Source organism: Epilithonimonas mollis (assembly GCF_900142325.1).
GTDB lineage: Bacteria > Bacteroidota > Bacteroidia > Flavobacteriales > Weeksellaceae > Epilithonimonas > Epilithonimonas mollis.
Genome location: NZ_FRAM01000001.1, coordinates 743,210 through 770,173, shown reverse-complemented (window position 1 = coordinate 770,173; position 26,964 = coordinate 743,210). Strand labels below are relative to the sequence as shown.

At 36.7% G+C, this 26,964-nt stretch carries 21 protein-coding genes; 4 read left to right on the top strand and 17 right to left on the bottom strand.

Annotation, left to right across the window (positions count from 1 at the left end; genetic code table 11):
* Window positions 1–65 precede the first annotated feature (65 nt).
* The 7 genes from BUA97_RS03440 to rlmN form a co-directional block, all read right to left on the bottom strand.
* A complete protein-coding gene (locus BUA97_RS03440; RefSeq protein WP_072996450.1) occupies window positions 66–1,250 on the bottom strand; it encodes a DUF418 domain-containing protein in 1,185 nt (394 codons plus the stop codon).
* 41 nt (window positions 1,251–1,291) lie between these two features.
* On the bottom strand, window positions 1,292–2,575 hold the full coding sequence (locus tag BUA97_RS03435) for a replication-associated recombination protein A (protein ID WP_139258215.1): 1,284 nt from the start codon (window positions 2,573–2,575) through the stop codon (window positions 1,292–1,294).
* A gap of 77 nt (window positions 2,576–2,652) precedes the next feature.
* Window positions 2,653–3,630 carry a polyprenyl synthetase family protein gene (locus BUA97_RS03430; RefSeq protein WP_072996448.1) on the bottom strand — a complete coding sequence of 326 codons (978 nt, stop codon included), beginning with the start codon at window positions 3,628–3,630 and terminating at the stop codon, window positions 2,653–2,655.
* A 175-nt stretch (window positions 3,631–3,805) separates the two neighbouring features.
* Complete coding sequence (locus BUA97_RS03425; RefSeq protein ID WP_072996447.1) at window positions 3,806–4,684, bottom strand: hypothetical protein; 879 nt, start codon at window positions 4,682–4,684, stop codon at window positions 3,806–3,808.
* A gap of 43 nt (window positions 4,685–4,727) precedes the next feature.
* Entirely contained in the window at window positions 4,728–5,651 is a 924-nt protein-coding gene (locus BUA97_RS03420) for a sterol desaturase family protein (RefSeq protein ID WP_072996446.1), read from the bottom strand.
* A 43-nt stretch (window positions 5,652–5,694) separates the two neighbouring features.
* Window positions 5,695–6,414, bottom strand: coding sequence for a YoaK family protein (locus BUA97_RS03415; protein WP_072996445.1), 720 nt, complete (start codon window positions 6,412–6,414; stop codon window positions 5,695–5,697).
* 7 nt (window positions 6,415–6,421) lie between these two features.
* Window positions 6,422–7,453 carry a 23S rRNA (adenine(2503)-C(2))-methyltransferase RlmN gene (gene rlmN / locus BUA97_RS03410; RefSeq protein WP_072996444.1) on the bottom strand — a complete coding sequence of 344 codons (1,032 nt, stop codon included), beginning with the start codon at window positions 7,451–7,453 and terminating at the stop codon, window positions 6,422–6,424.
* Between the two features lie 318 nt (window positions 7,454–7,771).
* Here rlmN and BUA97_RS03405 point away from each other — a divergent pair, with 318 nt between their 5' ends.
* On the top strand, window positions 7,772–10,030 hold the full coding sequence (locus BUA97_RS03405; RefSeq protein ID WP_139258213.1) for a GAF domain-containing protein: 2,259 nt from the start codon (window positions 7,772–7,774) through the stop codon (window positions 10,028–10,030).
* Here BUA97_RS03405 and BUA97_RS03400 read toward each other — a convergent pair.
* A complete protein-coding gene (locus tag BUA97_RS03400; RefSeq protein WP_072996442.1) occupies window positions 10,027–10,416 on the bottom strand; it encodes a DoxX family protein in 390 nt (129 codons plus the stop codon). The two genes, BUA97_RS03405 and BUA97_RS03400, sit on opposite strands and share 4 nt — an antisense overlap.
* Window positions 10,417–10,739: 323 nt before the next feature.
* Between BUA97_RS03400 and BUA97_RS03395 the strand changes: the two genes are divergently transcribed.
* Window positions 10,740–12,209 carry a DUF3644 domain-containing protein gene (locus BUA97_RS03395; protein ID WP_072996441.1) on the top strand — a complete coding sequence of 490 codons (1,470 nt, stop codon included), beginning with the start codon at window positions 10,740–10,742 and terminating at the stop codon, window positions 12,207–12,209.
* A 191-nt stretch (window positions 12,210–12,400) separates the two neighbouring features.
* Here the strand turns inward: BUA97_RS03395 and BUA97_RS03390 are convergent, their stop codons facing one another.
* Window positions 12,401–13,159 (bottom strand): Rossmann-fold NAD(P)-binding domain-containing protein, encoded by a 759-nt coding sequence (locus BUA97_RS03390; protein WP_072996440.1) that lies wholly within the window; start codon window positions 13,157–13,159, stop codon window positions 12,401–12,403.
* A gap of 40 nt (window positions 13,160–13,199) precedes the next feature.
* Window positions 13,200–13,880: a peptidoglycan DD-metalloendopeptidase family protein gene (locus BUA97_RS03385; RefSeq protein WP_072996439.1), complete on the bottom strand. Its 681-nt coding sequence runs from the start codon at window positions 13,878–13,880 to the stop codon at window positions 13,200–13,202.
* A 317-nt stretch (window positions 13,881–14,197) separates the two neighbouring features.
* On the opposite strand from BUA97_RS03385, the gene BUA97_RS03380 reads away from it, so the two are divergent.
* Complete coding sequence (locus tag BUA97_RS03380) at window positions 14,198–14,617, top strand: endonuclease domain-containing protein (RefSeq protein WP_084081241.1); 420 nt, start codon at window positions 14,198–14,200, stop codon at window positions 14,615–14,617.
* A gap of 89 nt (window positions 14,618–14,706) precedes the next feature.
* Here BUA97_RS03380 and BUA97_RS03375 read toward each other — a convergent pair whose 3' ends face one another.
* Both BUA97_RS03375 and BUA97_RS03365 read right to left on the bottom strand, forming a co-directional pair.
* Window positions 14,707–16,695 carry a urocanate hydratase gene (locus tag BUA97_RS03375; protein WP_072996438.1) on the bottom strand — a complete coding sequence of 663 codons (1,989 nt, stop codon included), beginning with the start codon at window positions 16,693–16,695 and terminating at the stop codon, window positions 14,707–14,709.
* A 512-nt stretch (window positions 16,696–17,207) separates the two neighbouring features.
* The gene (locus BUA97_RS03365) at window positions 17,208–21,404 is read right to left on the bottom strand and encodes a T9SS type B sorting domain-containing protein (protein WP_072996436.1); all 4,197 of its coding nucleotides are present in this window, start codon (window positions 21,402–21,404) and stop codon (window positions 17,208–17,210) included.
* 379 nt (window positions 21,405–21,783) lie between these two features.
* Between BUA97_RS03365 and BUA97_RS03360 the strand changes: the two genes are divergently transcribed.
* Window positions 21,784–22,173, top strand: coding sequence for an acyl-CoA thioesterase (locus BUA97_RS03360; protein WP_072996435.1), 390 nt, complete (start codon window positions 21,784–21,786; stop codon window positions 22,171–22,173).
* Here BUA97_RS03360 and BUA97_RS03355 read toward each other — a convergent pair.
* The 5 genes from BUA97_RS03355 to BUA97_RS03335 form a co-directional block, all read right to left on the bottom strand.
* Window positions 22,170–23,081, bottom strand: coding sequence for a hypothetical protein (locus BUA97_RS03355; protein ID WP_072996434.1), 912 nt, complete (start codon window positions 23,079–23,081; stop codon window positions 22,170–22,172). The genes BUA97_RS03360 and BUA97_RS03355 overlap by 4 nt on opposite strands.
* Window positions 23,082–23,168: 87 nt before the next feature.
* Window positions 23,169–23,708: a helix-turn-helix domain-containing protein gene (locus tag BUA97_RS03350; protein ID WP_072996433.1), complete on the bottom strand. Its 540-nt coding sequence runs from the start codon at window positions 23,706–23,708 to the stop codon at window positions 23,169–23,171.
* 14 nt (window positions 23,709–23,722) lie between these two features.
* Window positions 23,723–24,322 (bottom strand): hypothetical protein, encoded by a 600-nt coding sequence (locus BUA97_RS03345; RefSeq protein ID WP_072996432.1) that lies wholly within the window; start codon window positions 24,320–24,322, stop codon window positions 23,723–23,725.
* Window positions 24,323–24,341: 19 nt separating this feature from the next.
* Complete coding sequence (locus BUA97_RS03340; protein WP_072996431.1) at window positions 24,342–24,902, bottom strand: helix-turn-helix domain-containing protein; 561 nt, start codon at window positions 24,900–24,902, stop codon at window positions 24,342–24,344.
* A gap of 30 nt (window positions 24,903–24,932) precedes the next feature.
* Window positions 24,933–26,888 (bottom strand): tetratricopeptide repeat-containing sensor histidine kinase, encoded by a 1,956-nt coding sequence (locus BUA97_RS03335; protein WP_072996430.1) that lies wholly within the window; start codon window positions 26,886–26,888, stop codon window positions 24,933–24,935.
* Window positions 26,889–26,964 lie beyond the last annotated feature (76 nt).

The window sequence follows — 26,964 nt, the reverse complement described above, 5'->3', positions numbered from 1 at the left end:
AACCGAAAACACCGATAGAAAAGAATTTTTTAGGAATATTTAACTTTAATAATAACTATTGATATCTACTTGCTTTTTGAGAGTAACCGCCAAAGATTTTCTACCGGCCCTGTTTTAAAATATTTTAACCAGATATTGCTGTATATTACTTGGAAAATGTATATTAAAATTGCATAAAATGTTGTTTCTAAAAGTGTTGTTTTGCCAGATAATCCAAAAGCATATCCGTAAAAAAGAATCATACACAAAAGAGTTTGCATCAAATAATTGGTTAATCCTAATTTTCCAGTATTGCCAATCCAATCGAAAACAGCTGATTTTGTATTGCTAAAAAGTACTGAGAAAAAAATAAGATAACAAATTGTAATAAAAGGTGTGGTTATAAAAATCATCAATTTAAAAATCAATTCACGAAATTGGAAAGGTATTTCGGTCATAACTTTTATGCCAAGAATATCAAAATTGGTAATGGCTTTAATTAAAATCAGGATTGGGAAAATGATAAGGGCTGATTTCAGTAGTTTGTTTTTAAATTCAGGAATTCTATTGAAAACATCCATTTTTCCAGCAATCAATCCCAACAGAAACATACACAAATAATGGATGTTTGATGACAATCCATTTTCAACATTCATTACCCAAAGCATTGCAACACCTAGTTTTTGTAGACTGAAAACCGCCCCAATGGAACCGTGTTGCCAAGTCTGGACAACTTCCATAATGATAGGGTTTATCTCCAAAGTCTTGGGAGCTGCTGGATTTATAAAGGAAATTAAAATTTGTAATAGGAAAGAGAAAGTCATCAATCCTATAATCCATTTGACAATACTTCGGACAGATTTTTTGTTGAAATAAAGTAATGTGAATCCAAATATGCCATATTTGTGCAAAATGTCGCCAAACCAAAATACCAAACCGTGAACAAGCCCGATTAGCAATAGAATCCAGAGACGACGTTTGAATATTTTCCCGGCATCTAGACCTTGCCGAATATTTTTTTGATATAACAAATAGAATCCCAATCCAAATAGGAAACTATATATCGTGTAAAACTGACCATTGACGAATATGTGCAAAAGGAATTGTAAAGGAGCATAAATTTCAGGACTGTCCAATCCTAATTTATAAACTTGCTCAGGGGTAAGAAATGTAAAAAGGGCATAGGTCTGGATATTAAAAATCAATATTCCCAACAATGCGATGCTACGGATAATATCAATGGTTTTGATTCTGTTAATTGCTTGATTCATAGTTTGTTTTATGTTCTGCAAATTAACATAATAATTTTTAATTAAGAATCATATTTGTCTCCCCATTTATCTTTTAGCTGCTCACGGATTTTTTTCTCAGTAGAATTATTGGCGGGCTGATAAAATGCCGTTCCTTTGATCTTATCTGGTAGGAATTCCAGATCCACAAAGTTGCCTTCATAAGAATGCGCATATTGATAATCTTTGCCATAATCCAGGTTTTTCATCAGCTTGGTTGGTGCATTTCTGAGATGTAAAGGTACTGGCAGATCGCCGGTTTTTTTTACAAAAGCCATTGCTTCGTTTATTGCATTGTAAGTTGAATTGCTTTTTGGTGAAACGGCGAGATAGACTGCGGTTTCACTGAGGATAATTCTGGCTTCTGGATTTCCGATAACATTGATGGCCTGGAAACAGTTATTTGCCATAACAAGGGCGTTAGGATTTGCAAGTCCGATGTCTTCTGCTGCGAGAATCATCATTCTCCGGGCAATGAATTTGATGTCTTCACCACCGACTAGCATCCTGGCAAGCCAATAAACAGCACCATTCGGATCAGAACCTCGCATTGATTTGATGAAAGCAGAAATAATGTCGTAATGCTGCTCACCATTTTTATCATACAAAGCCATATTCTCCTGCAAAACAGAGAGAACATCTTTGTTGGAGATTTTATTTTTTTTAGCGGATTTGAATTGGTTCAAAACCAGTTCGATAGCATTAATGAGTTTCCTGGCATCTCCGCCGGAATATTGAATGAAAGCCTGTTTTTCTTCAAGCGAAAATTTGGTATTATTGATTTCATTATATTTTGAAAAAGCAATATCCGTCAGTTCTTCCAGCTTTTCAAAAGTCAGTGCTTTCAGAACATAAACCTGAGAACGGGACAGCAAGGCGGAAACTACTTCAAAACTTGGGTTTTCAGTCGTTGCACCAATCAGAATAATCCAGCCTTTCTCTACGGCGTGAAGCAAAGAATCTTGTTGAGATTTGTTAAACCTGTGAATCTCATCAATAAACAAAATCGGGCTTTTCCCGGAAAAGAGATTCTGTTTTTTAGCTTCGTCGATGATATCCCGAACATCTTTTACGCCTGCAGAAACGGCGGATAATTTGTAGAATTTTCTTCCCGAACTTTCCGATATGATTTCTGCTAAAGTCGTTTTCCCGGTTCCGGGTGGTCCCCAGAAAATCAGAGAATTGATGGTGTCATTCTCCAGCATTCTTTTGATAGTCCCGGTTTTACCGGTGAGATGTTCTTGTCCCAAAACGGCATCCAGGGTTTTTGGACGGAGAATTTCGGCAAGTGGCGAATTGTTCATAATTCAAAATTACGGAATTAAATTAAAAAACCCTTTCAGAGTTTGAGCTTTGAAAGGGTTAAATATCTATTAAAATTATTTTATAATTTCCTGTTAATCACATAATCCAGCATCAGTTTCAAAGATTCTTTGGCTTCGTTATCAGGAAATTCTGCCAAAATATCAAGCGCTTTTTGCTGGTAATCTTTCATTGTCTGGATGGCATAATCCATTCCGCCGGAAGATTTCACAAATTCTACCAACTCGCGCACTTTTTTAGAATCGTTGTTATAACGCTTTATCGTTGCGAAATATTTTTTGTGATTCTCAGGACTTGCATTCTTCAAAGTATAGATCAAAGGCAGAGTCATCTTCTGTTCCTTAATGTCAATTCCAACAGGTTTTCCAATGATATTGCTCGTCTGATAATCAAAAAGGTCATCCTTGATCTGGAAAGCCATTCCCGTATAAGTCCCGAATTCCTGCATTTTTTTCGCCGTTGCTTCATCAACATTGTTAGAAAGAACACCAACTTCACAGCACGCTGCAATCAACGTTGCCGTTTTCTGACGGATGATTTCGTAATAAACATCTTCGGTGATATCCAGTTTTCTGGCTTTTTCCAATTGCAGCAGTTCACCTTCAGACATTTCCCGGATAGTTCTTGCAATCACCGAAAGCAAATCAAAATCCTTGTTATCTGTAGAAAGCAGAACCGATTTAGAAAGCAGGTAATCACCGACCAAAACTGCGATCTTATTCTTCCAAAGGGCATTGATAGAAAAGAAATTCCTGCGTTTAAAACTCTCATCCACAACATCATCGTGAACCAAAGTTGCCGTATGGATCAGCTCTATCATACTTGCGCCACGGAAGGTCTTTTCATTCACATTTCCCACCAGCTTGGCACAGAGAAACACAAACATCGGGCGCATCTGTTTCCCTTTTGTAGTGACAATAAAACGCGTGACCTTATCCAGAAGCGCTACATTACTTTTCATTGATTCATAAAACTTCTGTTCAAAAAGTTTCATTTCGTCAGAAATCGGAGCTTTGATTAATTCTACTGTATTTGCCACTATTTATGATTAAAAGTTGATGTTTTTTGGAGCACGACGATTCATTTTTTTTTCACTTTTCCAACCCGCTTTCCGCTGCAATCTTTTTTTGCAAAAAAAGGATTTCCACTGCAATCGGGGCTATGTTCTGGGGTTGTCTGTCTATTGACCAAAAAAAACTATTCTACAAATATAATTATTCTAAATCTTTATAAGGAATAAAATAAAGACTTTGAGGTACTTTTTTAACTTTGATACTAAAGCGTTCTCCTGAAATATAAATGCCTTTTTCCGTTGCCGTGATTCCTTCGATCTGACCAATGTTGAAAGCCCTTCCCAAAGAAAACTTTTTCAATGGCTTATTGAAAAACAGATCTCCAGAACCATCTTTCTCAAAAATCATCATATAAACCGAAGCTTTTTTGGTATAACCAACAATGTATAATTTATCGTCCAAAAAAGAAGCATCTGTAACCACAAATCCAGTTTCAAAAGATTCCAGCTTCTGAGCAGGCTGGTTTTCTGTCAGATCTTTATCGATGACATAATGAGAAACTGTATTCGTAATCCATTCCTTTGTGAAAAGATGAATATTTCCATCAAGAAAAATCATCGCTTCTGTATCGAAATTATTACTGATGTTTTTCGGAGTAAAATCTATTTGTTCAGGATAAAAAAACTGAATGGTCTTAATAGAATCTGTCATCAAAGAATCATTTCTGAAGGGAATCCGATAAACCTTCAGATCTTTCCTCGTTCCCAGATTATTCCCGAATTCTCCTATGTAGAAATTTTCTCCATCATTGGTCATCGCTTCCCAGTCTATGTTCTTAAGACCGGTTTGAAAAGTCTTTTCGATCTGCGAGCTGCCTGGTTTTATTTCGAAAATTTCGCTCGTATTGCCGCTGTCATTGAATGAAAATAACCTTCCGTTAATATTGGTTAAACCAGAAGATTCTTCCAAAGAATCGCTTAGAACAGCAATTCTGTATTTTTTGAGATTCAGTTTTTCAGTTTTCTGTGAGAATCCCAAAAATGAGATCAATAAAAACTGAATGACAAATAATTTTTTCATTTGATAAATTTAAATCGAATGACTTGAAATATTAATTAAAAAATTAAGACTGATTTTCGGATTTCTTTTTCTTCGCCCAATATTCCTTCTGATATTGTTTAACGGTTTTTCCTGTACCATCGTGTCGCCAGCCGGGAGAATTAAAAAGATAATTGAATCGATCACTGATAGTCAGATTAGGCTGTTTCAGGTCTTTAAATATTTTTCGCCATTCATAGAGTAGGGTTGTCATTGGTCCATCATCCGGCATCTTCGGATAAATCCCGAATTTTACAGGAACATTCGGGTCTTCCGGTTCAAAAGTCCCGAATAACTTATCCCAAAAAATAAAAACCATTCCCATATTCCTGTCCAGATATTTGATATTGCAACCGTGATGAACCCGGTGATGAGAAGGTGTCACGAAAATATATTCCAGAAAGCCCATTTTTTTAATAGTCTGTGTATGAACCCAGGTTCCGTAAACCTGACCAACAGCGTAACAAACCATTATTGTCCAGGGATTGAACCCTAAAAAAGCCAATGGCGAGAAGAAAAGATAACGGTAAAGCGGTTGGAAAACCGGACTTCTGAATCCTGTTGTCAAATTAAAATATTCCGAATTATGATGCGTGATATGAACCGCCCAAAAAATTCTGGAACGATGGTCTGCCAAGTGATGAAAATAATAAGCTAAATCCGTTGCCAGAAAACATAAAACCCAATAATACCAGGTGGAAATATTGAAATCAAAAATTCGGAATTGGTAAAAGAAAAACATAACGGCCATTGCAAAAACCTTCATTACCAGATCTAATCCGAAGTTCATTAATGCAAGATAAATGTTCGTCGCCAGGTCTTTCCTGCTGTATAATTTGGCCTCCATGATGTGGCTGTATATCATCTCTGCAAGGATCACTGTGGCATGAAGCGGAATCGCCCAGACGTAAACACTTTCCAGTGCATTTTCACCAAAAATGAATTCCATTTTTATATTTTTTATGTAAAGATATTAACTAAATTATAAACTCTCAGAAATGCTTTCTTTTAGAAAGAAGAATTCTGATTTTTATAAAATCATAAGCGAGCCCGATAATAAGAATGAAACTTCCTAAAAGCAGGGTCCGGATTCCTAAATATTTATATAAAAATCCACCTACAATTCCGCCTAGGAAAAACATCAGTATAATGGTTAGCCGAAGCTTGATAGATTGAATCAGTCTGCTTTTGTGATCTTTGTCTTTATAAAAAAAGAGCTGCGAAATCTCAATTCCCATATCTGTAAAAAGCCCTGTAAGATGAGTTGTCCTGACAACAGAATGAGAAATACTTGTTACCAGAGAATTCTGCATTCCCATTGCAAAGAGAAGACACAATGCGATAATATTGGGATGAAGTTCCATCAAAGTATTTCCAAAAATGGCTATTAGAGAAAGTATTACAGCTTCTGTAACAGTGGGAATAATATAAACAAGATTTTCCCTGATTCTTAAATAGATCTCCACCACAAAATTGGAAAAAAATGCGCCTAAAAAGAAAAAGAAAATATATAAAGCAGTGTGAAAAGCCTGTGAAAATCTGAGCAAAAAAGCCTCATCTATAAAATAGGCAAAATGCCCGGTAACATTAGTAGTAAGCTTCGCAACCGACATAAAACCAACCACATTGACCAAACCTGCTACAAACGATAATAAGGAGGCAATTCCCAGGTTATGCTTATCTGTTCTGGTCTTTCCTTTATGACTGAACATTTTTTACTTATGTTGATTTGTTTGCTAATTGACCACAGGCAGCATCGATGTCGCTGCCACGGCTTTTTCTTACGACAATTGTGATTCCGGCTTTTTCGAGTTCACGGATGTATTTTTGCTCAGCTTCAATACTTCTGTGGTCGAATTTCCCTTCACCAATCGGATTGTACTGGATCAAATTCACTTTGCTCGGAACCTGTCGGCAGTATTTTAATAAAGCTTTGATATCTTCATCCCCATCGTTGATGCCTTTCCAGACACAATATTCAAACGTGACCGGAGACCCGGTTTTCTGATACCAATACTGTAGTGAATCCATAATGTCTGTCAAAGGAAATTTCTCAGAAAAAGGCATTATTTCGTTTCGTTTATGCTCGATTGCCGAGTGTAGCGAAAGTGCCAATTTTACCTTGATTTCTTCTTCTGCTAGCATTTTTATCATTTTCGGAATTCCGGATGTTGAAACCGTAATTCTTCTTGGTGACATTCCCAGGCCTTCCGGTTTTGTGATTTTATGAATGGCTTCGACAACGTTTTTGTAATTCATCATCGGTTCGCCCATCCCCATAAACACGATGTTTGTGAGCGGTCTGTCGAAATATTCTTTGCTTTGTCGGTCAATCAATGCAACTTGGTCTACGATTTCTGCAACTTCCAGATTCCGCATTCTTTTCAGTCTGGCTGTTGCGCAGAATTCGCAGTTCAAAGAACATCCGACCTGAGAAGAGACACAGGCTGTAGAACGGCTTTCAGTAGGAATCAACACTGATTCTACCATCAGTCCGTCATGCAGTTTAACCCCATTTTTAATTGTTCCGTCCGTCGATTTTTGTAACAAATCAACCGAAATTGGATTAATGAAAAAATCGCGGTTCAGATTTTCCCGAAGCTCCTTGGAAAGATTCGTCATCTCATCAAAAGAATGCAGATTCTTGCTCCATAGCCAGTCATAGACTTGCTTGGCCCGGAAAGTCTTGTCGCCAATTGAGCTGAAGTAATCTTTGAGCTGGTCGAGGGAAAGTGTGCGGATATCTTTCAAGGTATTCAGAAAATTTTTGCAAAGATACGTTTAATGTGACAATTTAAAAATCTGATAACAGAACGATAGATATATCTAATAATATTGATTTTTTTAATTTAAAAAATTAATTTTGAACCTAAGTTTTACATTGATAACGGATTACAATTATAATTCTTGATCTTATGAAGCAGAATTAAAGTATTACAAATTATAAATCGACTTTATTAATAGATTCATAATTATTACATTTGCATTGATTTTTACCCGATGAAGTTCCAAGCCTTTTACGATAGCCCATTTATACTGAATTTTTCCTTTGAAAAACTTATCCAGAAAATGGAAGCAGAAGCTTCTGACAACCCGGAATATGCCCTGTCGCATCAAAGGATTTTGAACAAAACCAAAGAATTTCCCGAACTTCTGAATGGCATTGCTAGTCTTGACTTTTTTGATAAAAATGAAACCTTGATGAAGGAACTGTTACGCGACCTTTTTCCGCCCATGCTGACAGAAAATGAGATCAAAGCAATCAGTTTTCCTTTTTACAATTTTTTTTTCAATCCCACCAAACGTTTCGAATCGATAATCAAAAAAGCGGGCAGCAATTTCGATATGATTATCAAAGATATGGATCCGCATCGTTTTTATGTGATGAGCTGCTGCATTATCCTGAATGAATTTTATAATATTCCGCTAAACTTTTCCATGCCATTTATATTTGATATCCCCAATGAAGATGGTGTTATGAAGCATTACAGATTTCTGACCAATGCTGATTTTATGGATGTCTATCCCCTGAAGGATGTCAAAAGATTAACGGAGCAAGAGATTTCTGAATTGCTTGATAATTTTGAAGACTATGCATTGTGGAAAGAAAAATTTCCGCCAAAAAGCTGGGAACTGAAAGGCTTTGCAGTGGTAAATTTCTTTGATGCAACAACAGAAATAGCCGTTTCCAATCTCAAAACCAAGTTGATCAATCTGGAAGATGACGAAAATCTGAAGCCGGAGTTGAACAAAATTTTCCGTTCGATTTTTCAGGTTCCTGATCTGGAAGTGGGCTTTACCTCCATAGATCATGATGAAAATAAATTTGTCCGAAGTCCTATAAATGGAGTTATAGAAAGTTTTATTCTCCTGGGGAATTCGCAGGATTGTAAAAATGAATTGCTTTGTGAGAAGAATTTCAATTCATTGGTAGAATCCAAAAAATTCTTCAGCATTTCTGATATAGAGCAGACTTACAAAGAATTCCCGGATAGCCAGATGGCGAAGCATTTTTACGAAGCCGGAATCAAAAGTGCGATCTTTGCACCAATCATGAAGGACAAAAAAATTCTAGGGATCATCGAATTGATTTCCAGAAAAAAAATGCTGAACAGCATCAATGCTCAAAAAATGGAAATCGTGATGCCCTATCTGGAAGATACGATGGACAGGCTTTATGATGGTATCGAGACGAGAATCCAGGCAATTATTCAGCGGGAATATACATCCATACATCCGAGTGTTTACTGGAAATTCCGGCAGGAGGCCGAACGCCATATTGGGTTTTACAGAGAAGAATTTGACTTGCCTTATCGACGCATAACTTTCGAAAATCTGACACCACTTTTTGGTCAAACGGATATCAGGAATTCTTCGGTTTCGAGAAATCTTGCGATTAAAAAAGATTTGGAACTCAATCTGACGCTGATTTCTGATGTTTTCAAGAATATGAATTATGACAATGATCTGGAATCCGTCAATCTGAAACTGATTCATTTTCAGGAATTGTTGATGAGAGATTTAAAAGCTGATACGGAAAGCCAGGTTCAGCATTTTATTCATCAGGAAGTTCATCCTTTGCTGGAGTCGAAAAAGCTTCAGAATGTCGATTATAATCAGATCATTACAGATTATCAAAAACAGCTGGATTCTAAAACCGACCTGATTTATGAGTTCAGAAAGAAATTCGATGACAGTCTGTCTTCCGTCAACAGTACTCTGGCAGACATCCTGGACAAGCGTCAGGAAGAGCAACAGCAGAGATTTCCGTTCTATTATGAGCGTTTCAAAACGGACGGCGTAGAGCATAATATGTACATCGGTTCATCCATCGAGCCCGATCTGACTTATGATCCGATTTTCCTCAGGAACTTAAGATTGTGGCAACTGCGCGTGATCTGCGAAAGTGAATTGCTTTATAATAAATACAAACAAACCCTGGATTATACTTTGGATGTGTCGTCTTTGATTTTGGTTTACAGCACGCCCATCAGCATCAGGTTCAGGATGGATGAGAAGCGTTTCGATGTCGATGGCAGCTACAATGCCCGCTACGAAATGATCAAAAAACGTATCGACAAATCTCTGGTTAAGAATTCTGACGAACGCATTACGCAAGCCGGAAAAATCAGCATTATCTATTCTCAGGACAAGGAACGTGAAGAATATCTGAAACTCATCAAAATCCTGCAGGACCAACATATACTTTCAACCATAGAAGAACTGGAAGTTGAAGATTTGCAGGGAATCAACGGTCTTCGGGCGTTGCGTGTTGCCGTGAATTATGAGGCGGAAGATGTGGATTATGAGTTTATCGAAAATATCTAACCCTTATCCGTTGATTTAATTGCCCAAAATAACAGCAAAGGTTGCATAAAGAGTCTTGCAAATCTCTTGTTGTCCGTGTCCAGTCCGAAGGCGTTTCTCCGCTCGTTGTACTGCGTATAATTTCCCGGAAAAACGGCTGTGAATAAGCCGGCGGCTACTTTGCCTACCAATGATTCGTACTTCTTGGGAGCAGCGATAATGGCCGCTCCCATTGCGATTTCCACGATGCCGGAGTACACTACGGTATCGTCTTTTTCCAATGGCACCCATTCCGGGACCTGGGCCTGGAATTCTTTTCTTGCAAAGGTCAAGTGTCCGATTCCTGCTGTAATGAGCATTGCGCCCAATCCGTATTTTGCGATGGTTTTGATTGTATTGGTTTCCATATTGAATATTTTATGGAAGCGGTTCAAGAATGATTCCAAAGGGTGTAATTGGGATGTTAAAATATTTTTAAGATGCTTTGTTCATACCAATATATTTTGACAGTTTGGCAGATGATTTTTGAGAGGCCATTTCCGTGAGGTCGCCGTGAGGTTTCCGTGAGCTAAGTGTGTTTTTGTCAGCTTTGGATTTTGAGTGGTTTTTGACAGTTTGGCAGAGTGATTTTTTTGAATTTATTTTGTTGGTTTACGGGAATCCGTAATTGTAAGTGGTTGAGGTTTTGTAGATTTGATAAATTTCATTAGAACTAATACTATAATCTGAGATGAGAAAAAGAAAATCGCCAATAGCAAAAAGTTTGTTAAATAATTCTGTGTCGGCAATGATTTCGACTATTGAGCTACATAACAAACCTGAAATTAAATATAGATATGAAACGGTAGTTATTTTGCTTTTAAATTCTTGGGAACTAGCTTTAAAAAGTTATCTATATAAAAATCATAAGAAAGACGTAAGGATTTTTGAAAAAGATGGGAGAACTAAACCATTTGAAAATTGCCTAAATATAACGGGACTGAAGCTTGGTAAAGATTTCAATCCAATCAAAGAAAACTTAGATGTTTTGTATAATTATAGAAACCAAGTAGCTCATTTTTATTTGGATGAAATTAACCCAATTTTATTCTCGTTAGTAAGTAAAAGTATTATTTTTTACAGCAAATTTATTAATGATAATTTTGGGATAGATTTAACTGAAACCTCGGATTTAATTTTATTACCAATTGGATTCAAGAGACCAATTTCTCCCATTGATTATATTTCAAACACATCAGTTAATAAAAATACCTCAAAAGAAGTTAAGGATTTTCTAAAAACGATTATTGTTGCGACCGAGAACTTGCATAATCAAGATATTGATGAGGCAATATTTGTTGAATTTAAAATGAATTTAACTAATGTTAGTAGAATAAAAAATGCTGACCTTATTGCAGGTATTGATAATAGTTCAAAAGCTACACTCACTATTAATACAAAACCAATTAATAAAATAAAAATAGGTTCTGACGGTCAACCACTTTTCCTAACAAACGATAAAAGTACCGCTAACGCTCTGTTAGTCCACGAGGAATTACAAGATAATATTTTTGAAGAAATCAATAATATCTTAGATGCTAATAGAATTCTAGGAAAAAACTCAAATAAATTTTTATTAGGAACATCAGTTTATTATAGAATATATTCGGAGAGGGATTATGTTAATTACACTATCTCTGATTTTGAAATGTTAGCAAAATATGGAGCTATCGATACATATTCTCCATTTATTTTTTGGCTCACTAAACTCCCTGCATTAAAGATAGCTGAGATATTCACACAACTAATTGAAAATCCAAAGCACCCAAATATCTCTAGTATAATTAAACTTAGTTTCATATTTCAAAACCGCATTCCAGATATTTTAAAAGAATATTTTGATAATAAGTATAAAGACTTTAAGCAAAAACCCCAATTTTGCTATACATTTAATGATATTTATAATTCTAAGCAGAAAAACCCATTCTTAAAAGCATTTAAAATTGCGTTTTCTAAGAAATTTTTCCAAAATAAAACTTTTAAGGAATGGAAGTCTGATGAGGTAATCCTGCATAAGAATTTATCTGATTTGTGTCTAAAAACTTTTATTGAAAATAGAAATGAAAATAAAGAAATTAGAGATTTAGATTTTATATTGTATAGTGATAAATTCACAAATATCGAAGAAATTGCTGAAGAACTCGAAAAGAAGCTTTTGTAAAGTTACAAGTTAAATTTATTTTGTAATTAACTTTCTCAAATAGATTCAAACTGTAAATCTTTTAATCCACTTCTTTTTCAAACAAACAATCAAAATCCAATTTTCCTCTTTTGTACCAGATTTGGAGGTGGCGTCTTTGTCTCTTACTGAAAACATATCCATCCTGAAAAGCGCTTAAACCAACTCGCTTCTCACAAATGAAAATACCTCGGATCAGGATACTGAAACTCAAAATCCAATTCCTGAATCAGTTTTGCGGGTGAGATGGTTCTGCCTTTGGTGGTGCGTTCGCCGGAGTAGGGAAGTCCTTTTTGGGCATTGATGACTTCTTCTTTGCTGGGATGGATGGGCGCCACGATATTATACACTTTGGATCGGGATTTTTGCTCCAGCATTTTCTCGATAGCGGAACAGATGTCGGCGTAATGGATATGGTTTACCAATTGATCGAGATTGGAGATGTTGTAGTTCTTAAGCAGTCTATGATCGCCCATCAGGCCAGCTAATCTCAGGATATTGGTTTGGGGAAATTGTTCCAGAATGAAGTTTTCGCTTTCCACCTCCTCATCCGGCAGGTCATCTTCTGTAAACTCCTTTTCGGTTTGCGGATAAACTCCCGTAGAGCTGGTGTAGAAGAGCTGACCTTTGTAATCGCCAAGGAAGCTGAGCAGGTTCTGGCGTTTATCATTCATCGGAATCTGTGCGCCCCGAAGTCCGGAAAACGGAACGCTGATGACGATGGCGTCCAAGTCTTTGGCAACTTCCCACGGTTTCATCTCCGCATCTAAAGTGTCCGGAAAACTTACCAAAGTGGCTTGGTAGCCTTTGGCGTTGAGGTCTTTTGCTTTGGCAGGTGTGGTAGTGGTAGTGAAGATGTGGTATCTGTCAGACAGTCTTGCTGCGATGCGGCTTCCGAGCCAGCCAAAGCCGATGATTCCTAGGTTTTGCATTGGATTGTTTTAAAGTTTAATTCTGAAAAATAATAGGTTGCTAATCAGTAATCTTCAGCAATATATTCGGGTCAGGGCAATTGTTTCGGTAATGCACCAGGTCTTTTTGACTGCTCACACCGGGATAATCACCTTTTTTATTCTCCAAATCTTTGATGATCTGGAAATGCAGATGCGGCGCATAGTCTCCATTGACAGGCGCTTTCCCGAGTTCCGCAATTTTTTCGCCTTTCTTTACGGGCTGACCTTCGGTTTTTCCATCGAGACTTTCCAGACTTAGATGGCCGTAAAGTATATAAAAAGTAAAATCCTCAACAGTATGTTGTATGATGATAGTGGGCCCGTAATCCCCGAGAAATGTATTGTTCTGAAAACTGTGAATGGTACCGTCCAAAGCACTCAACACTGAAGTTCCTGATTTAATCCATAGATCCAGACCGAGATGAATATTTCTTTCCTCCGTATTTTCTGCATTAAAATTTTCGCTTCTTTTATACAGGTTTCGTTTTTCCAGATAGCCACCAAATGCTACTTTAGCCTTGTTTTTTGAAAGATAATCTTCAATAAAATCTTCAAATTCTTCTGCATCTGTAAGATCAAGATCCAAAGTATCTGTACGCGGAGCAGAAAGATCAATCGCCACATAATCTTTGATGTCGATAGAAGCGTCAATAACCTTTACGTCGTTTTGTTTTTGGAGAATATTTTCTAATGTGTCCATTTTATTTATCAGAAGTCAAAGATAAAAAATGTGATTAGAAGTTTGTTATTAATTTGGTTACGCACGAAGAATGCCCTTTCAAAAGTGATTCATTCTGCATCACCACCCCGTCAATACGCCAGAGGCGTATTGCCACCCCTCCGAAAGAGAGGAATTTTTTACTTACAACATTTCGAAACTTAGCTTTTAAATTCGGGAGCGATGGAAATTCCCCTCCTTTGGAGGGGTGGCAGAAATTCGGAGAATTTATGACGGGGTGGTGTATGTATCTACAAGTTCACTGAAAAAAATGTAACTTAGTTCAAACATAAACACAAATGTCCGAAAAGCAGATACTCACCAATATTGATGGCATCATCATCTACCGCAATTTCGTTGAAAACCTTCCATACAATCCTCATCTTAAGCGATTAACAAGAGAAAAAAGAAAATTAGGGATTTTGTCAGAAGTCTTGTTCTGGAAACAGGTTCGAAACAGAACATTCCACAATATTGATTTTGACAGACAGAGAATTATCGGTAATTATATTGTTGATTTTTATGTGAAAACTTTGGGACTTGTGGTTGAGATTGATGGATCAAGTCACGACTTTAAACAAGAGTATGATTCGGGAAGGACTAAGTTTTTGGAAAGTCTGGGGCTGAAAGTTTTTCGGATTACTGATTTTGATGTGAAACAGAATCTATCCTTGGTAATGAAGGATCTTGAGGATTTTATTATTGAGAATTTTAGTTAGTAATCTTAAAATGAAAAAGGGTAGCTCATATATACCACCCCGTCAATTCGCCTTTAGCGAATCGCCACCCCTCCAGAGGAGGGGAATTTTCATCTTAATAGATTTTCATCCACAAAATTCGGCAGCGTTACTTTCAAATTTGGTTCGGCTTCCATTGCTCTTTTGATGGCGAAAACAGCACCTTCATTTCTTGCCCAGCTTCGTCGGGAAATTCCGTTGTTGACGTCCCAGAACAGCATAGATTTTAGTCTTCTGTCGGCATCATCACTTCCATCGAGCAACATCCCGAAACCACCGTTGATCACTTCGCCCCAGCCAACGCCGCCGCCATTGTGAATAGAAACCCAGGTCGCCCCACGGAAACTGTCACCAATCACATTGTGGATCGCCATATCTGCCGTAAATCTCGAACCGTCATAAATATTGGAAGTCTCTCTGTACGGCGAATCTGTCCCTGAAACATCGTGATGGTCTCTACCCAAAACCACTGCCCCGATTTCTCCGTTGGCAATGGCTTTGTTGAAGGCTTCTGCAATTTTCATTCTTCCTTCCGCATCGGCGTATAAAATTCTCGCCTGTGAACCCACGACCAGATTATTTTCCTGAGCACCTTTGATCCACTGGATATTGTCTTTCATTTGCTGTTGAATTTCGGCTGGCGAATTTTTAATCATTTCCTCCAAAACTTGGCAGGCAATCTCGTCTGTTTTCTGTAAATCTTCCGGTTTTCCGCTGGTACAAACCCATCGGAACGGTCCGAAACCATAATCGAAACACATCGGACCCATAATATCCTGAACGTAAGAAGGGAATTTGAATTCTCTTCCCAACGTAGGATGATCTGACATTACATCGGCTCCGGCTCTTGATGCTTCCAGTAAAAAAGCATTGCCATAATCAAAGAAGTAAGTTCCTTTTTCTGTATGTTTGTTGATGGCTGAAGCGTGTCTTCTCAGGGTTTCCTGAACTTTTTCTCTGAATAATTCAGGGTTTTCTGCCATCATCGTATTGGATTCCTCGAAGGTTTGTCCGACCGGATAATAACCGCCAGCCCAGGGATTGTGGAGCGAAGTCTGGTCTGATCCGATATCGATTCTTAAATTTTCTTCATCAAATTTCTCCCAGATATCAACGATATTTCCAAGGTAAGCCAGAGAAACCGCCTCTTTATTTTCCTGAGCTGTTCTAACTCTTGCCACCAATTCATCCAGATTTTCGTGGATCTCATTGACCCACTTCTGATCGTGACGGATTTTGGTAATCTTTGGGTTCACTTCTGCAATCACGGTTACGCAACCTGCAATATTTCCTGCTTTTGGCTGAGCTCCGGACATTCCGCCTAAACCTGATGTTACAAACAATCCGCCTTTTGGTTCTTTATTGATTTTTCTGAACGCATTCAAAACCGTAATCGTCGTTCCGTGAACAATTCCCTGCGGACCGATGTACATATAAGATCCAGCCGTCATTTGTCCGTACTGAGTCACACCCAAAGCATTGAATTTCTCCCAATCATCCGGTTTAGAATAATTCGGGATCATCATTCCGTTGGTTACCACTACTCTCGGTGCATCTTTGTGCGAAGGAAACAATCCCATCGGATGACCGGAATACATTGTTAAAGTTTGTTCGTCCGTCATTTCCGACAAATATTTCATTGTCAGAAGATATTGCGCCCAGTTGGAGAAAACCGCTCCATTTCCACCATAAGTAATCAATTCGTGCGGATGCTGCGCCACTGCATAATCCAGATTGTTCTGAATCATCAGCATAATCGCTTTTGCCTGCTCCGATTTTCCCGGATATTCTGCAATGTCTCTCGCTTTCATCTCATAATCCGGACGGAATCGATACATATAGATTCTTCCATATTTTTCCAGCTCTTCCTTAAATTCCGGTAATAATTCTGCATGGAATTTCGGTTCAAAATAACGTAAGGCGTTTTTCAGAGCAAGTTTTTTCTCTTCATCCGTTAAGATTTCTTTACGTTTCGGAGCGTGATTGATGGTTGGGTCGTATGGTTTTGGCTGAGGTAATTCGGTAGGGATTCCCTGTTGTATCTGTTCTTGGAAACTCATTTTATAGTTGATGGTTGTTTGTTATTGGTTGTTGGATTTTTTGTGGTTTTAAAGATATTCAAAATGAAAATTATAAGACCAATTATTGTTAATGGAATTAGAATTCTATTTTCGGGATTAATACAAAGCAAAATGTAGTTAATAGTCAAGATGCTAAAAGACAGGATAGAGTAGATAAATTCTGTATATCTTCGAATTAGAAAAACAATAAAATAACTCAAAATGTATATTGGATAAGTAAAAATGAAAGCAGAAGAATTATAAATTGGATTTCTAAGAACAGCATTAATATCAATTCCTCGAAAGCTTATCGTTCTGTTAATGTCGTAAGTTCCGACTGCGCCTTTTGTTGATAAACAATAAAAAATAATTAATAACAAAACTGGAAAAAGTAATACAACAAATAAATATTCTGTAAAAAGCTTTCTCATATTGCAGTTTCAATTTCAATTTTTAAAGATATCCAAAATGAAAAACATTAACAAAAGCTTTCATTAAAAACCTGCACAATATTAGTTCAAACGGTTCTTCAGAACAATCCAGCCCGTAAACTGCTGACCATCTGGTAATGTGATGATGTACCAGTATGAGGTCGTAGGAATTTCTCGACCCCGAATCTTGCCGTTCCAAACAATCTCGGTATTGCTGCTCTGTTCAAAAACCAAGACCTGGAAACGGTCATATATTTTGACATTAGTAGGTTTGCCACCGAATACATGAAGATTCCTGACGATCCATTGATCATTGTATCCATCGCCGTTGGGCGTGATGACATTCGGGATGTTGAGGATGACACCTTGCTGTTTCACGATACAATCTTCGCCTTCATACTTTACGTAAAAAGTCTGGATTCCTACTGGCAGATTAGTATAAATATTTTCAGGCTGCCAAGTAACACCATCCATCGAATATAAGACAGGTTTGGAACCTGATGTGAATATGGTGTAAGTATTACCATTGGCTTCCAGGCGTTCTATGACTGGGACGTCATAATATGTGAGCTCAAAAGTATCAGTGTAGGAACATCCGTTGTCAGCTGTTACTGTAAGTTTATAAGTGCCAATTTCTCCGATGTCAGAAATGCTGGATGTATTGTTTCCGATGACCTGACCTGCAGGATTTGTCCAGACATAGCTTTTAATGGTAAAACCCGGAACAGATACGGTGTAATCCAGCTTGTCGCCCGGACATATATACTGTGTAGGAATATCGAATTCTGGTGCCGGTTTTATCGACAGATGAATCTCTGCCTTGTCAGGACAAAGTCCCGGAGCAACCACTCTAACATAAATGATATTGGATCCGGTCATTGAACTGAATGAATAATCCGTCGGATTGGTGATAGGATTGGTTCCGGCATTAAGATCGGGCAGGGAAGGATAATATAAGAAGCTTGCTCCGGCTCCGGGATATATCTGACTTTCGACCTGGCTTAGATTGGCAATTCCCGAATCTCCATCCTTGCAGACCACCAGTTGATAAGGAACTGTATTCTGGATATTGATTTTATTGGCTTGAACCAGATCGATGCTCGCAATATCATTACAGCCAGGTATGTTTTGCACTTTCACCCAGACCTGTCTTGGAAAAGGAGTTGAGATATAATTTTGCGGGTCAGTAATAGCATTTGTTTCTCTCTGTGCATCGGTTAAAGTTGGATAGAATGTGAAAGTGTTGATAGGATTGGAAATATCGACCATCTGGCTGGTGAAATTCATCAGGTTGACTTCGTAATTTCCATCCAGATTTTCATCACAGATTCTAATGGTTGAATTGATGGCCTTCGGTGGAAGATAGGTGTTTAGTTTGATAGACGCCGTAGAATAGCAACCCAATGTTTTGGACTCAAATCTGGCCCATACTTCCACGGTTGAGATATTAGTTGTAAAGGTATTGCCCAGCTGATTTGCAGGATTGCCAATGTTGGCCTGTGCAGCTGTTCTATAATATGAGACCTGCATATCAGACAAAGGTTGTACATTTTCTGAAGCGTTGAATAACTGCGGGATAGCGTCATTCAGCTGGAATGTTTCATTCAGGTTAAAATCAAGGTCGCATTTATTCAAAACCGCACTTTTCACAACTACAGGAGGTAAAAAAGACATCTTGATATTGATCTGCGCGGCAGAAAAACAGTTGTTGCTATTATACTTTACCCTGGCATACACTGTAGCGTTACCCGGCACAGGAAAACGGTCGGGGCTATTGATAATGTCAGAAAAAACATGGGTCACAGCATTGTAAGATCTGTAATAAGTATAGGTAACGTCTGATCCAGAGTAAATCTGAGGCTGTGCTAGTTGCAGGTTGTATATTTCTGTGCCGTCGTTATTATTGTCACAGATATTATTGATATTGATATTTACGGCAGAATTAACGACTGGAGTAGAGGTTAGACCTATATTAAGAGGATAGATCTCCGAACAGCCGTAAGAGGTGATTTTTACAAATATCTGTTTTGTGCCATTAACTGTTGTACTGGTGATTCGGCGTAAACCGCTTTGCGCATCTTGCAATGTATCGTAGAATTGTGTAGTGGCAGTTTGAGTTCCTATAATTGCGGGTGTAAATTGTGCCAGCTGTACAAGCTCGGTATTGTCATTGTCAAAATCACATGCCATTACGGTGGAATTAAAAATAATAGGATGAACCAGGCGGATATTGATAGGCCTTACCGTATAGCAATCAATAGACTGCTCAAATCTTACATAAAAAGTTTTTGTAACAAAATTTCCATCTTCCGTGATGATTTGATTTGTAGGAATAGGATTGATGGATGTAGAAGCATCCTGCATGTTAGAATAGTATGATATGATCGGTACGCTTGAAGGAGATATCAGCATATCTGAAGACAAAGTTAGAAGATCGACGCTGATATCATCTGTCCCATTGAAACAGATATAGACATCCTTCTTTTTAACTTCAACTTTTGTGAAGGTCACATCCATATTTACCTCCGCTATGGCAAAGCAGCCATTTGGTATTTCGACTCGGATGTATACCTTGTATTGACCATCTTTAATTGTTTTTAAGGTTGATCCTGTTCCGGAAAATGCTGCAGCATAGGTCTGGTAAGCTTTAAAGACGACACCCGGATCATTGGAAACAAGAGGACCAATGATCACATCAAAACTGAAGGGTTCTGTATTGTCATCATTAATGTCGCACATACTAAAAGAAAAATTAATTGGCGAATTCAAGTTGACCCCAGGTTTAAACTTAAATTTCAATGGTCCTAAAACATATGTACAACCGGTTGTGCTGACCTTCAGCCAGACGATGGTGGAAGTTGTAATATCAATATTGGTTACAGGACTGATATTGTTTTCTGCATCTGACTCTGAAAGATAATAAGAAATATCAGTTGTTCCGGATGGAAATAGTTCTTTATTGATCAAACTGAGATTATAATTTTTTTCTATACCATCATTGTTGGTGTCACAAATTTCTACCGTGTCTTTTATCAGATTCTTCGAGAGGAAGTTTAATGTCAAGACCGCAATTCTGTAACAGGTAGGAATGCTAGGGTTCTGAATTCTTACATAAAAGATCTTGTTTGCGGTAAGTGTATAGTTTGCAGGTATTGCATTTTGTCCACTTTGAGCGTCTGCTCTGCTTTCATGATAGGTAAAAGTGAAATTGGTAGGATTCTGCGATGTTATATTAGGTTTGAAATCGTCAAGATCAATATTTTGGGAAGTGGTTCCACAATAGCTCTGGGTATAATTTTTAGCTACAGGATATGTGGGATCAAAGGTGATGGTAAAATCATCCTTCAAGGTTATAAAGTCACTGCCACAAATGTTGAATTTTACATTCGCAGTATAGGTTTCATTCTGTGTTGGACAAACTGTGGCTTGGATTCCGGAACCTACATTCTGTCCGGAAGAGTCCGTCCAAGTTACTTCTGGAACAATCGCATTACCTTGTGGGGTAAATCTCCATGCTTCCTGATAAGCTTGCCAGAGACCTGTATTTCTGTTTGATGGAGAAACCCCGATGGTTCCGTCACCATTCATAACGCCAATCATTGCATTTTCAAATTTTCTTGTGGGACACGGCATATCTTTTTTCTCAACAAAAACATCAATAATATTAGTTGTTTCATGCAAAACGATCTGAGACGATGACCTGTCTGTACAACCGGTAACCCGACCGTTGTAGAAACTGATAACAAATCTTCTGTTGGGAGCTGTTCCAATGACCGAATAATAGATCTCAGACGAGTCTCCGGAAGAAAAAACGATATCATGATAAACCCCGAATATAGAATTTTTTGGAAGGTTTGGATTTGGATTGGTCCAATCGACATTTGGGTAGTTGATCTTCCCAAGCTGACTAAGATCAAAAGTTACCATACCATTGGACCCTACGATAATAGATTCGAATGGCTGATTAAAAAAACAAAACTTGAAAGGAAGGTCCAACTTGGTTGCAAAAAGATCATCATAATCTGCATTAAGGGCTGTTCCTTGATTTATAGGGACAGGTAGAGTGTAGTTTTCTTGAGTAACATCATATCCTGTTGTCGCCTTGATTTCAGGATATTTTACATTGAGTAATAAACAGCCATTGGAATCAAGATCATGAGTACAACTCACATGAAAGTTCTCATTGCCTGAAGTATCAGTTACTACAACCTGTAAAGATGTCTGAGAAAATATTGCAATACTGAATAACCCGAATAATATTGATAAAACATTTCTCATATAAACATATTTTAGTAAATGTCTTCATCGAAATGTGTTATTGTTAAGGAATAATCAAAAACAATACCTTGAAATAAAAATGTAAATTATTTTTTTTATTGTTCTTTGTAGAAATAATAAATGTTACTCTTTCTTCTTTAAAAATCAGTCTTATAAATCGTTTATAAAAATTTGCGATTCTCGAAATTAAAGTGATGCCATTAATCCTATTGACAAACACTTTGAGGAGTTATCTGAAAATTGTTTTTTTTGCTGGATTGCTGTTTCGAGGAAAGTATTATCAATATTAAGGATTATCTTTGCAGAACAAAAAAATGAATAAGTTATTCCAAATTTCGATTCATTTCAAATGTCTAATTTTTTAATCTCTCAAAAATAAATGAATTACGAGGATAAAATTAAAAGCTCCGAAACAAGAGTTTTTAAAGTTGTTTTTCCCAATACTACCAATCACCATAATACAATGTTCGGTGGCAAAGTGATGGAAATGATGGATGAAGTGGCGTTTATGACCGCGACTCGTTTTGCCAGAAAATCCTTTGTGACTGTAAGCTGTGACAGGATAGATTTCAAGAAACCAATTCCTGCAGATACTTTGGTGGAGCTCATTGGTCGAGTTAAATATGTAGGAAATACCAGCGTAAAGGTTAATATCGAGATCTTCATAGAAGAGATGTATGCCGATACACGAGAAAAGGCAGTTTCAGGCGATTTTACACTGGTTGCTATCGATGAAGACAAGAAGCCGCTGAAGATATTTAAGGATTAATCTATCCCAATTTTACCATCCGCACAATCGATGTACATACGGTAATTCATAAAGATTTTGTTACCCAGCATTCCTGTCATTCCGGAGAACTTCATCATTGAGAATTGGGCATTGGAGAAACCTTCCACATAGGTAATTTGTTTTACAGGGATCATTTTGTTTTTGAACCGGATATTCTCTTTACAACCGACTGTATAAGTCGTTAAAACATCATTCCACGATTGTGATTTTTCAATTTTTATTTTTGAATTTACGGATTTCAGGCTTTCCCATTCTTCTTTGTAGGTCAACAATTCGTACGCGCTGGTTCCGGAATCGTAGAGGAATTTCCGTTCTTCACCTTTCAGAAATCCGGGAATAACGATTCTCCTTTTTTTGAATTTGAAGTCAAAAAGTTGATTTTTAAAGCCATGTGGAATCTGGCTCAAATTAAAAACCACTTGATTGTTTTTAAAATTAATAACAGTTTTTCGGCCTTCCAGAATATCTGCGCCAAGTGTTCCAATGATTTTGATACTGTCTTTTACATCATTTTTCTCAGTTTTAAATATTTTAAATTGATTCGACGAAATTTGAGTTTTGCCAATCAGGAAAGACATTTTTGCACGTTCTTTATCAATTGTAATTTCCTTAATGCGTTTAATTTGATAGGAATAAAATAACGTGTAGGGCGAACCCGTGTCAAACTGCAAATAATAAGTCTGCGGATTTCCGGAAAAATGAATTGGCAGAAGCAAAACATTTTTTTCATTTCCCAGCCAAGTGACAGGAATGTCTCCGCTTTCATTTTTTACAGTTAAATAATTGTTTTCCGGTGTGAATTTTCGGTCGAAATAAATGTAACCACCAATCAATATCAAAACCAAAACAGTTACAAATCCTAATGCTAATTTCTTAAAAAGTTTCATTGTCCAATTTTCTGCAAGATTCGGTTTTAGAAACTGAATTTGGATAAAATAGGATATGACAATTTTACGTCAGTTTTATGACTTGGTTTATAAGAAGTTGTTTTTCAGTTTAATAGAAAGCGTATTGGTTTGGTTCAGGCTGATTCCATTCCTGATGACAATCCAAAGTTTGAGGATGATAAATACAATCAATGGGACTAAAAATAATGGAAATCGAACAGAAAACCAGTTCTGAATAAACGGACTGAGAATCAATGAAACCGAAATGGTAAACGCCAAAACAATCTGAACACAAACCACACTTTTCCCCAATTCCCGGTTCACAGAATCCTGAGTTTTATAAGTCAGAACCGCCGGAAAAATGATCCCGCCAAACGGAATAATCAATCCTGCCAAAGCTGATAGATTGATGAGTTTTGCTCTGTCGATTTGGATGATTTCTTTCTCTGAAAATAAATTGCCTGGTTCAGTTTCCAAAGCTTGTGCAACAGCTTTTAAAGTGAAACCTTTGAGACTTTGCCCTGATTCAATTCTCTGGATTGTGCGCAAAGACAATCCGGATTTCTCAGCCAATTCTGTCTGGGTGAGGTTTTTGGCTTCGCGAAGAAGTTTGAGTTTGGTTGGCATGGATAATATTGAAATCAATAGTATGATTTCCCTGACAATAATTCCAGAACATCTATGAATGTTTTCAGAACAGGTTTATTGATGAGTTTGTTAGTGCATTTATCATAATGATATTGAGGAGCATAGTAAGAATATAAACTTTGTTTATTGTTTTGAATAAAAGTCAATTTATAACCACTGGCATCATGAATTATACAGGGTGGCGGAATTGTATTTGGATCCTGAGAAGTTTTTATTTTGAAATCCTCTTGCTTAAATTTTAAAAGTTCATTGAGCTGATTTGAATTAATCAGTTTGGATATTCTTTGTTTTAGTTCATCTTCTACAGCAATCTTTTCTGTGGCTTTATCAGAAACTTTATCCTTCAAATATGACTTTGCTTTTTCTTGTCTGTAAGCTGTTATTTTTCCGTCATTCTTTATAAAATAATAAGTAAAAAAATCATAAGCAGACCAACCACCATTTATCTCATAAATAATGCAAATTTCATTTTTATTTAAAGTATCAGGCCAATTTTGATTTTTGCCGACAGGACTTGATAACTTTAAAATTGGAACTTGTGCAGAACTCAGCAAACCAAATATAAGAAATATTAATGCAAATGTTTTTTTCATTAGAATCAAATCAATTATATCAAACCTTATCCAGCGCAATCCTCTTTTTATCCTTAGAATTCAGAAACTGAGTAGGGGACGATCCTGTGATTTTCCTGAACTGACTGGAAAGATGCTGAACACTTTTGTAACCCAATTTCTGTGAAATCTCGGTCAGGTTAAATTCCTTATATAGTAATAGTTCTTTGACTTTTTCAATCTTCTGAAGAATGAAATATTGTTCTAAGGTTAGATTTTCATTCTGAGAAAAAAGCTTGGAAACAGAGCTGTAATCTTTGTGTAATTCAGAGCTCAGGAATTCGGACAGAATAAAATCTTCACCGAGATCTTCCTCAGAAATTTTCTGAATAAGCAGGGTTTTTATTTTTTCAATCTGCTTTTTGGATGCGTCTTCCAGGATCTCAAATCCTGCTGATTTCAGTCTGGAACCGAGTGCTTCCAGATTTGTTTTAGAAATATCGTCTCGGGTTTCCACCTCGCCTAATGCAACTTGTGTGGTCCCAATTTTCAATTCGTCAAATATAGCTTCCACTGCAGCAATGCAACGGTTACAGACCATATTTTTGACAGAAACTTTCATAGCTTCAAAAATAATGAAATTCTGACGATTCTAAGCCTTTGGAATCGTTAAAGTAATAGAAGTTCCTTTTCCGTTGGCAGACATGATGCTGATTTGTGATTTCAGTTCGGAAGCCCTTTTCTGCATATTCCTGATACCGTTCCCGAATTCTGTATTATCCATATCAAAACCTTTTCCGTCATCTTTTATCATGATTTCGATTTGATTATCTGCTTTTTTAGCATCGAGTAAAATGTTTTTTGCTCCCGAATATTTCATGGCATTATTCACGGCTTCCTGCGTTATTCTGTAGATGTTCATCCCGTCTACTGAGGAAAAATGAAGCTCGTCCAAAGCTGCATCTCTTTCAAAAATAATGTTGATATGTTCGTTCGACTTTTGGGCTTTTTCCACAAAGTTCAGAATCCTGTTTCTGATCTCATTAAAATCAATCTCAGAATGGTTCATCGCCCAGATCGTATCACGCAGTTCCGTAATCGTATCTTTTGTAAAACCCGAAATAGAGGCCAGTTTATGATTGATTTTCTCATCAGTAATGTTGAAAGCCTGTTTCAGCGTTTCTATGGATGAAATAATGAAAGTCAGCTGCGCACCGATGTTATCATGCAGGTCCCGGGAAATTGATAATCTCTGTTCCTGCAATTTGTTTTGGGTTTCAATTTTTGATATGGCTGTAGTGAGTTCGTATTCTTGTTTTTGTTGCTTGTTACGGAGTTTGAGAGTTCGATAAATTAAAATGGAAATAATGATTCCGGATGAAATAATGATAAGAGAAATAATCAGCAGAATATTTTTTCTTTTTGTTTTGATTTCTTCTTTGAGTAGATTGTTTTTTGCAACAGCCAGGTCTTTTTCTTTTTTTTCTGTTTGATATTTGATCTCCGTTTCTGCAATAACTTTGGTCTTTTCCAAATCAAAAATTGAATCTTTTACCAGGATTTGTTTTTTTAAATATTCAGTTGATAATTCGAATTTTTTTTCTGAGGCATAAAGTTCTGCCATAGAACCAAAAATATTTTTTTGGATGTCTTTTAAATCATTCTTTTCAGCGATTTGTAATGCTGTTTTGTAATATTTTTCTGCTTCTCTGTTTTGTTTATTCTCTTTGAGAAGATCTCCATAATTAAGATATGCAATAGCCAGAGCATTATAATCCCCTAATTGTTTCCTAAGGTTTATGGACTGGTTGTAATATTTTTTAGATTCAGTATGATTTTTCAGCTTGTAGTAAGAAAGAGCAATATTCAAGAGATTCGTGGATATTTCTCTTTTGTTATTAGAATCTGTATTTATTTTTAGAGCTTTTTTATATTGACTGAGAGCTTTTTCATTTTCACCCATATAATCATAGATAGCTCCAAGATTATTGATAGCTTGAATTATTGCTTCTTTATCTCCGGTTTTTTCTTCCTGAGCCAGTGATTTTTCAAAATATTCGGTTGATTTTTTTAGATTCTGCTGATAATAATAGATCACACCAATATTATTATAGCTTTGAGCAATTCCTTTATAATTTTGAAGCTTTTCTTCAGCTTCTAAACCTTTTATCATCAGTTCAAGAGCAGTATCATACTTCCCTTGTTTGATGTAGATCATACCAATGTTATTGTATATGGTTGCAAAACCTTTATTGCTATTGTTTTTTTTTGCAATTACTAAAGCTTGATCGTATGTTTTTAGTGCTTTTGAAAATTCAGACTTATTTTCATAATAATTTCCCAATGCATTTAAACTCATCATTTCGCCTTCTCGGTACTTTAATTTTCTTGAAAGAAGAATTCCCTTATTTGCATAGTAATTAACAGAATCAATATTTGTTTTTAAATAAAACTTACAGATTTTGTTATAAAGATTTGCTCTGGCTGTATCTTCTTTTGAAGTTTTTAATTCTGATAAGATTAATTTAATGGTTTCAGTCTTTTTTTGTGCAAAAGATTGTATGAAAAGTGATAATAAAATTGTTGTGAAAAATCGATTCAGTTTCATAACAAGAAAATCATAAAAAAATACATAAGTGTTTCCATGGTGAAAATATTATTGTTTTTGTTAAAAATAGTAAAAA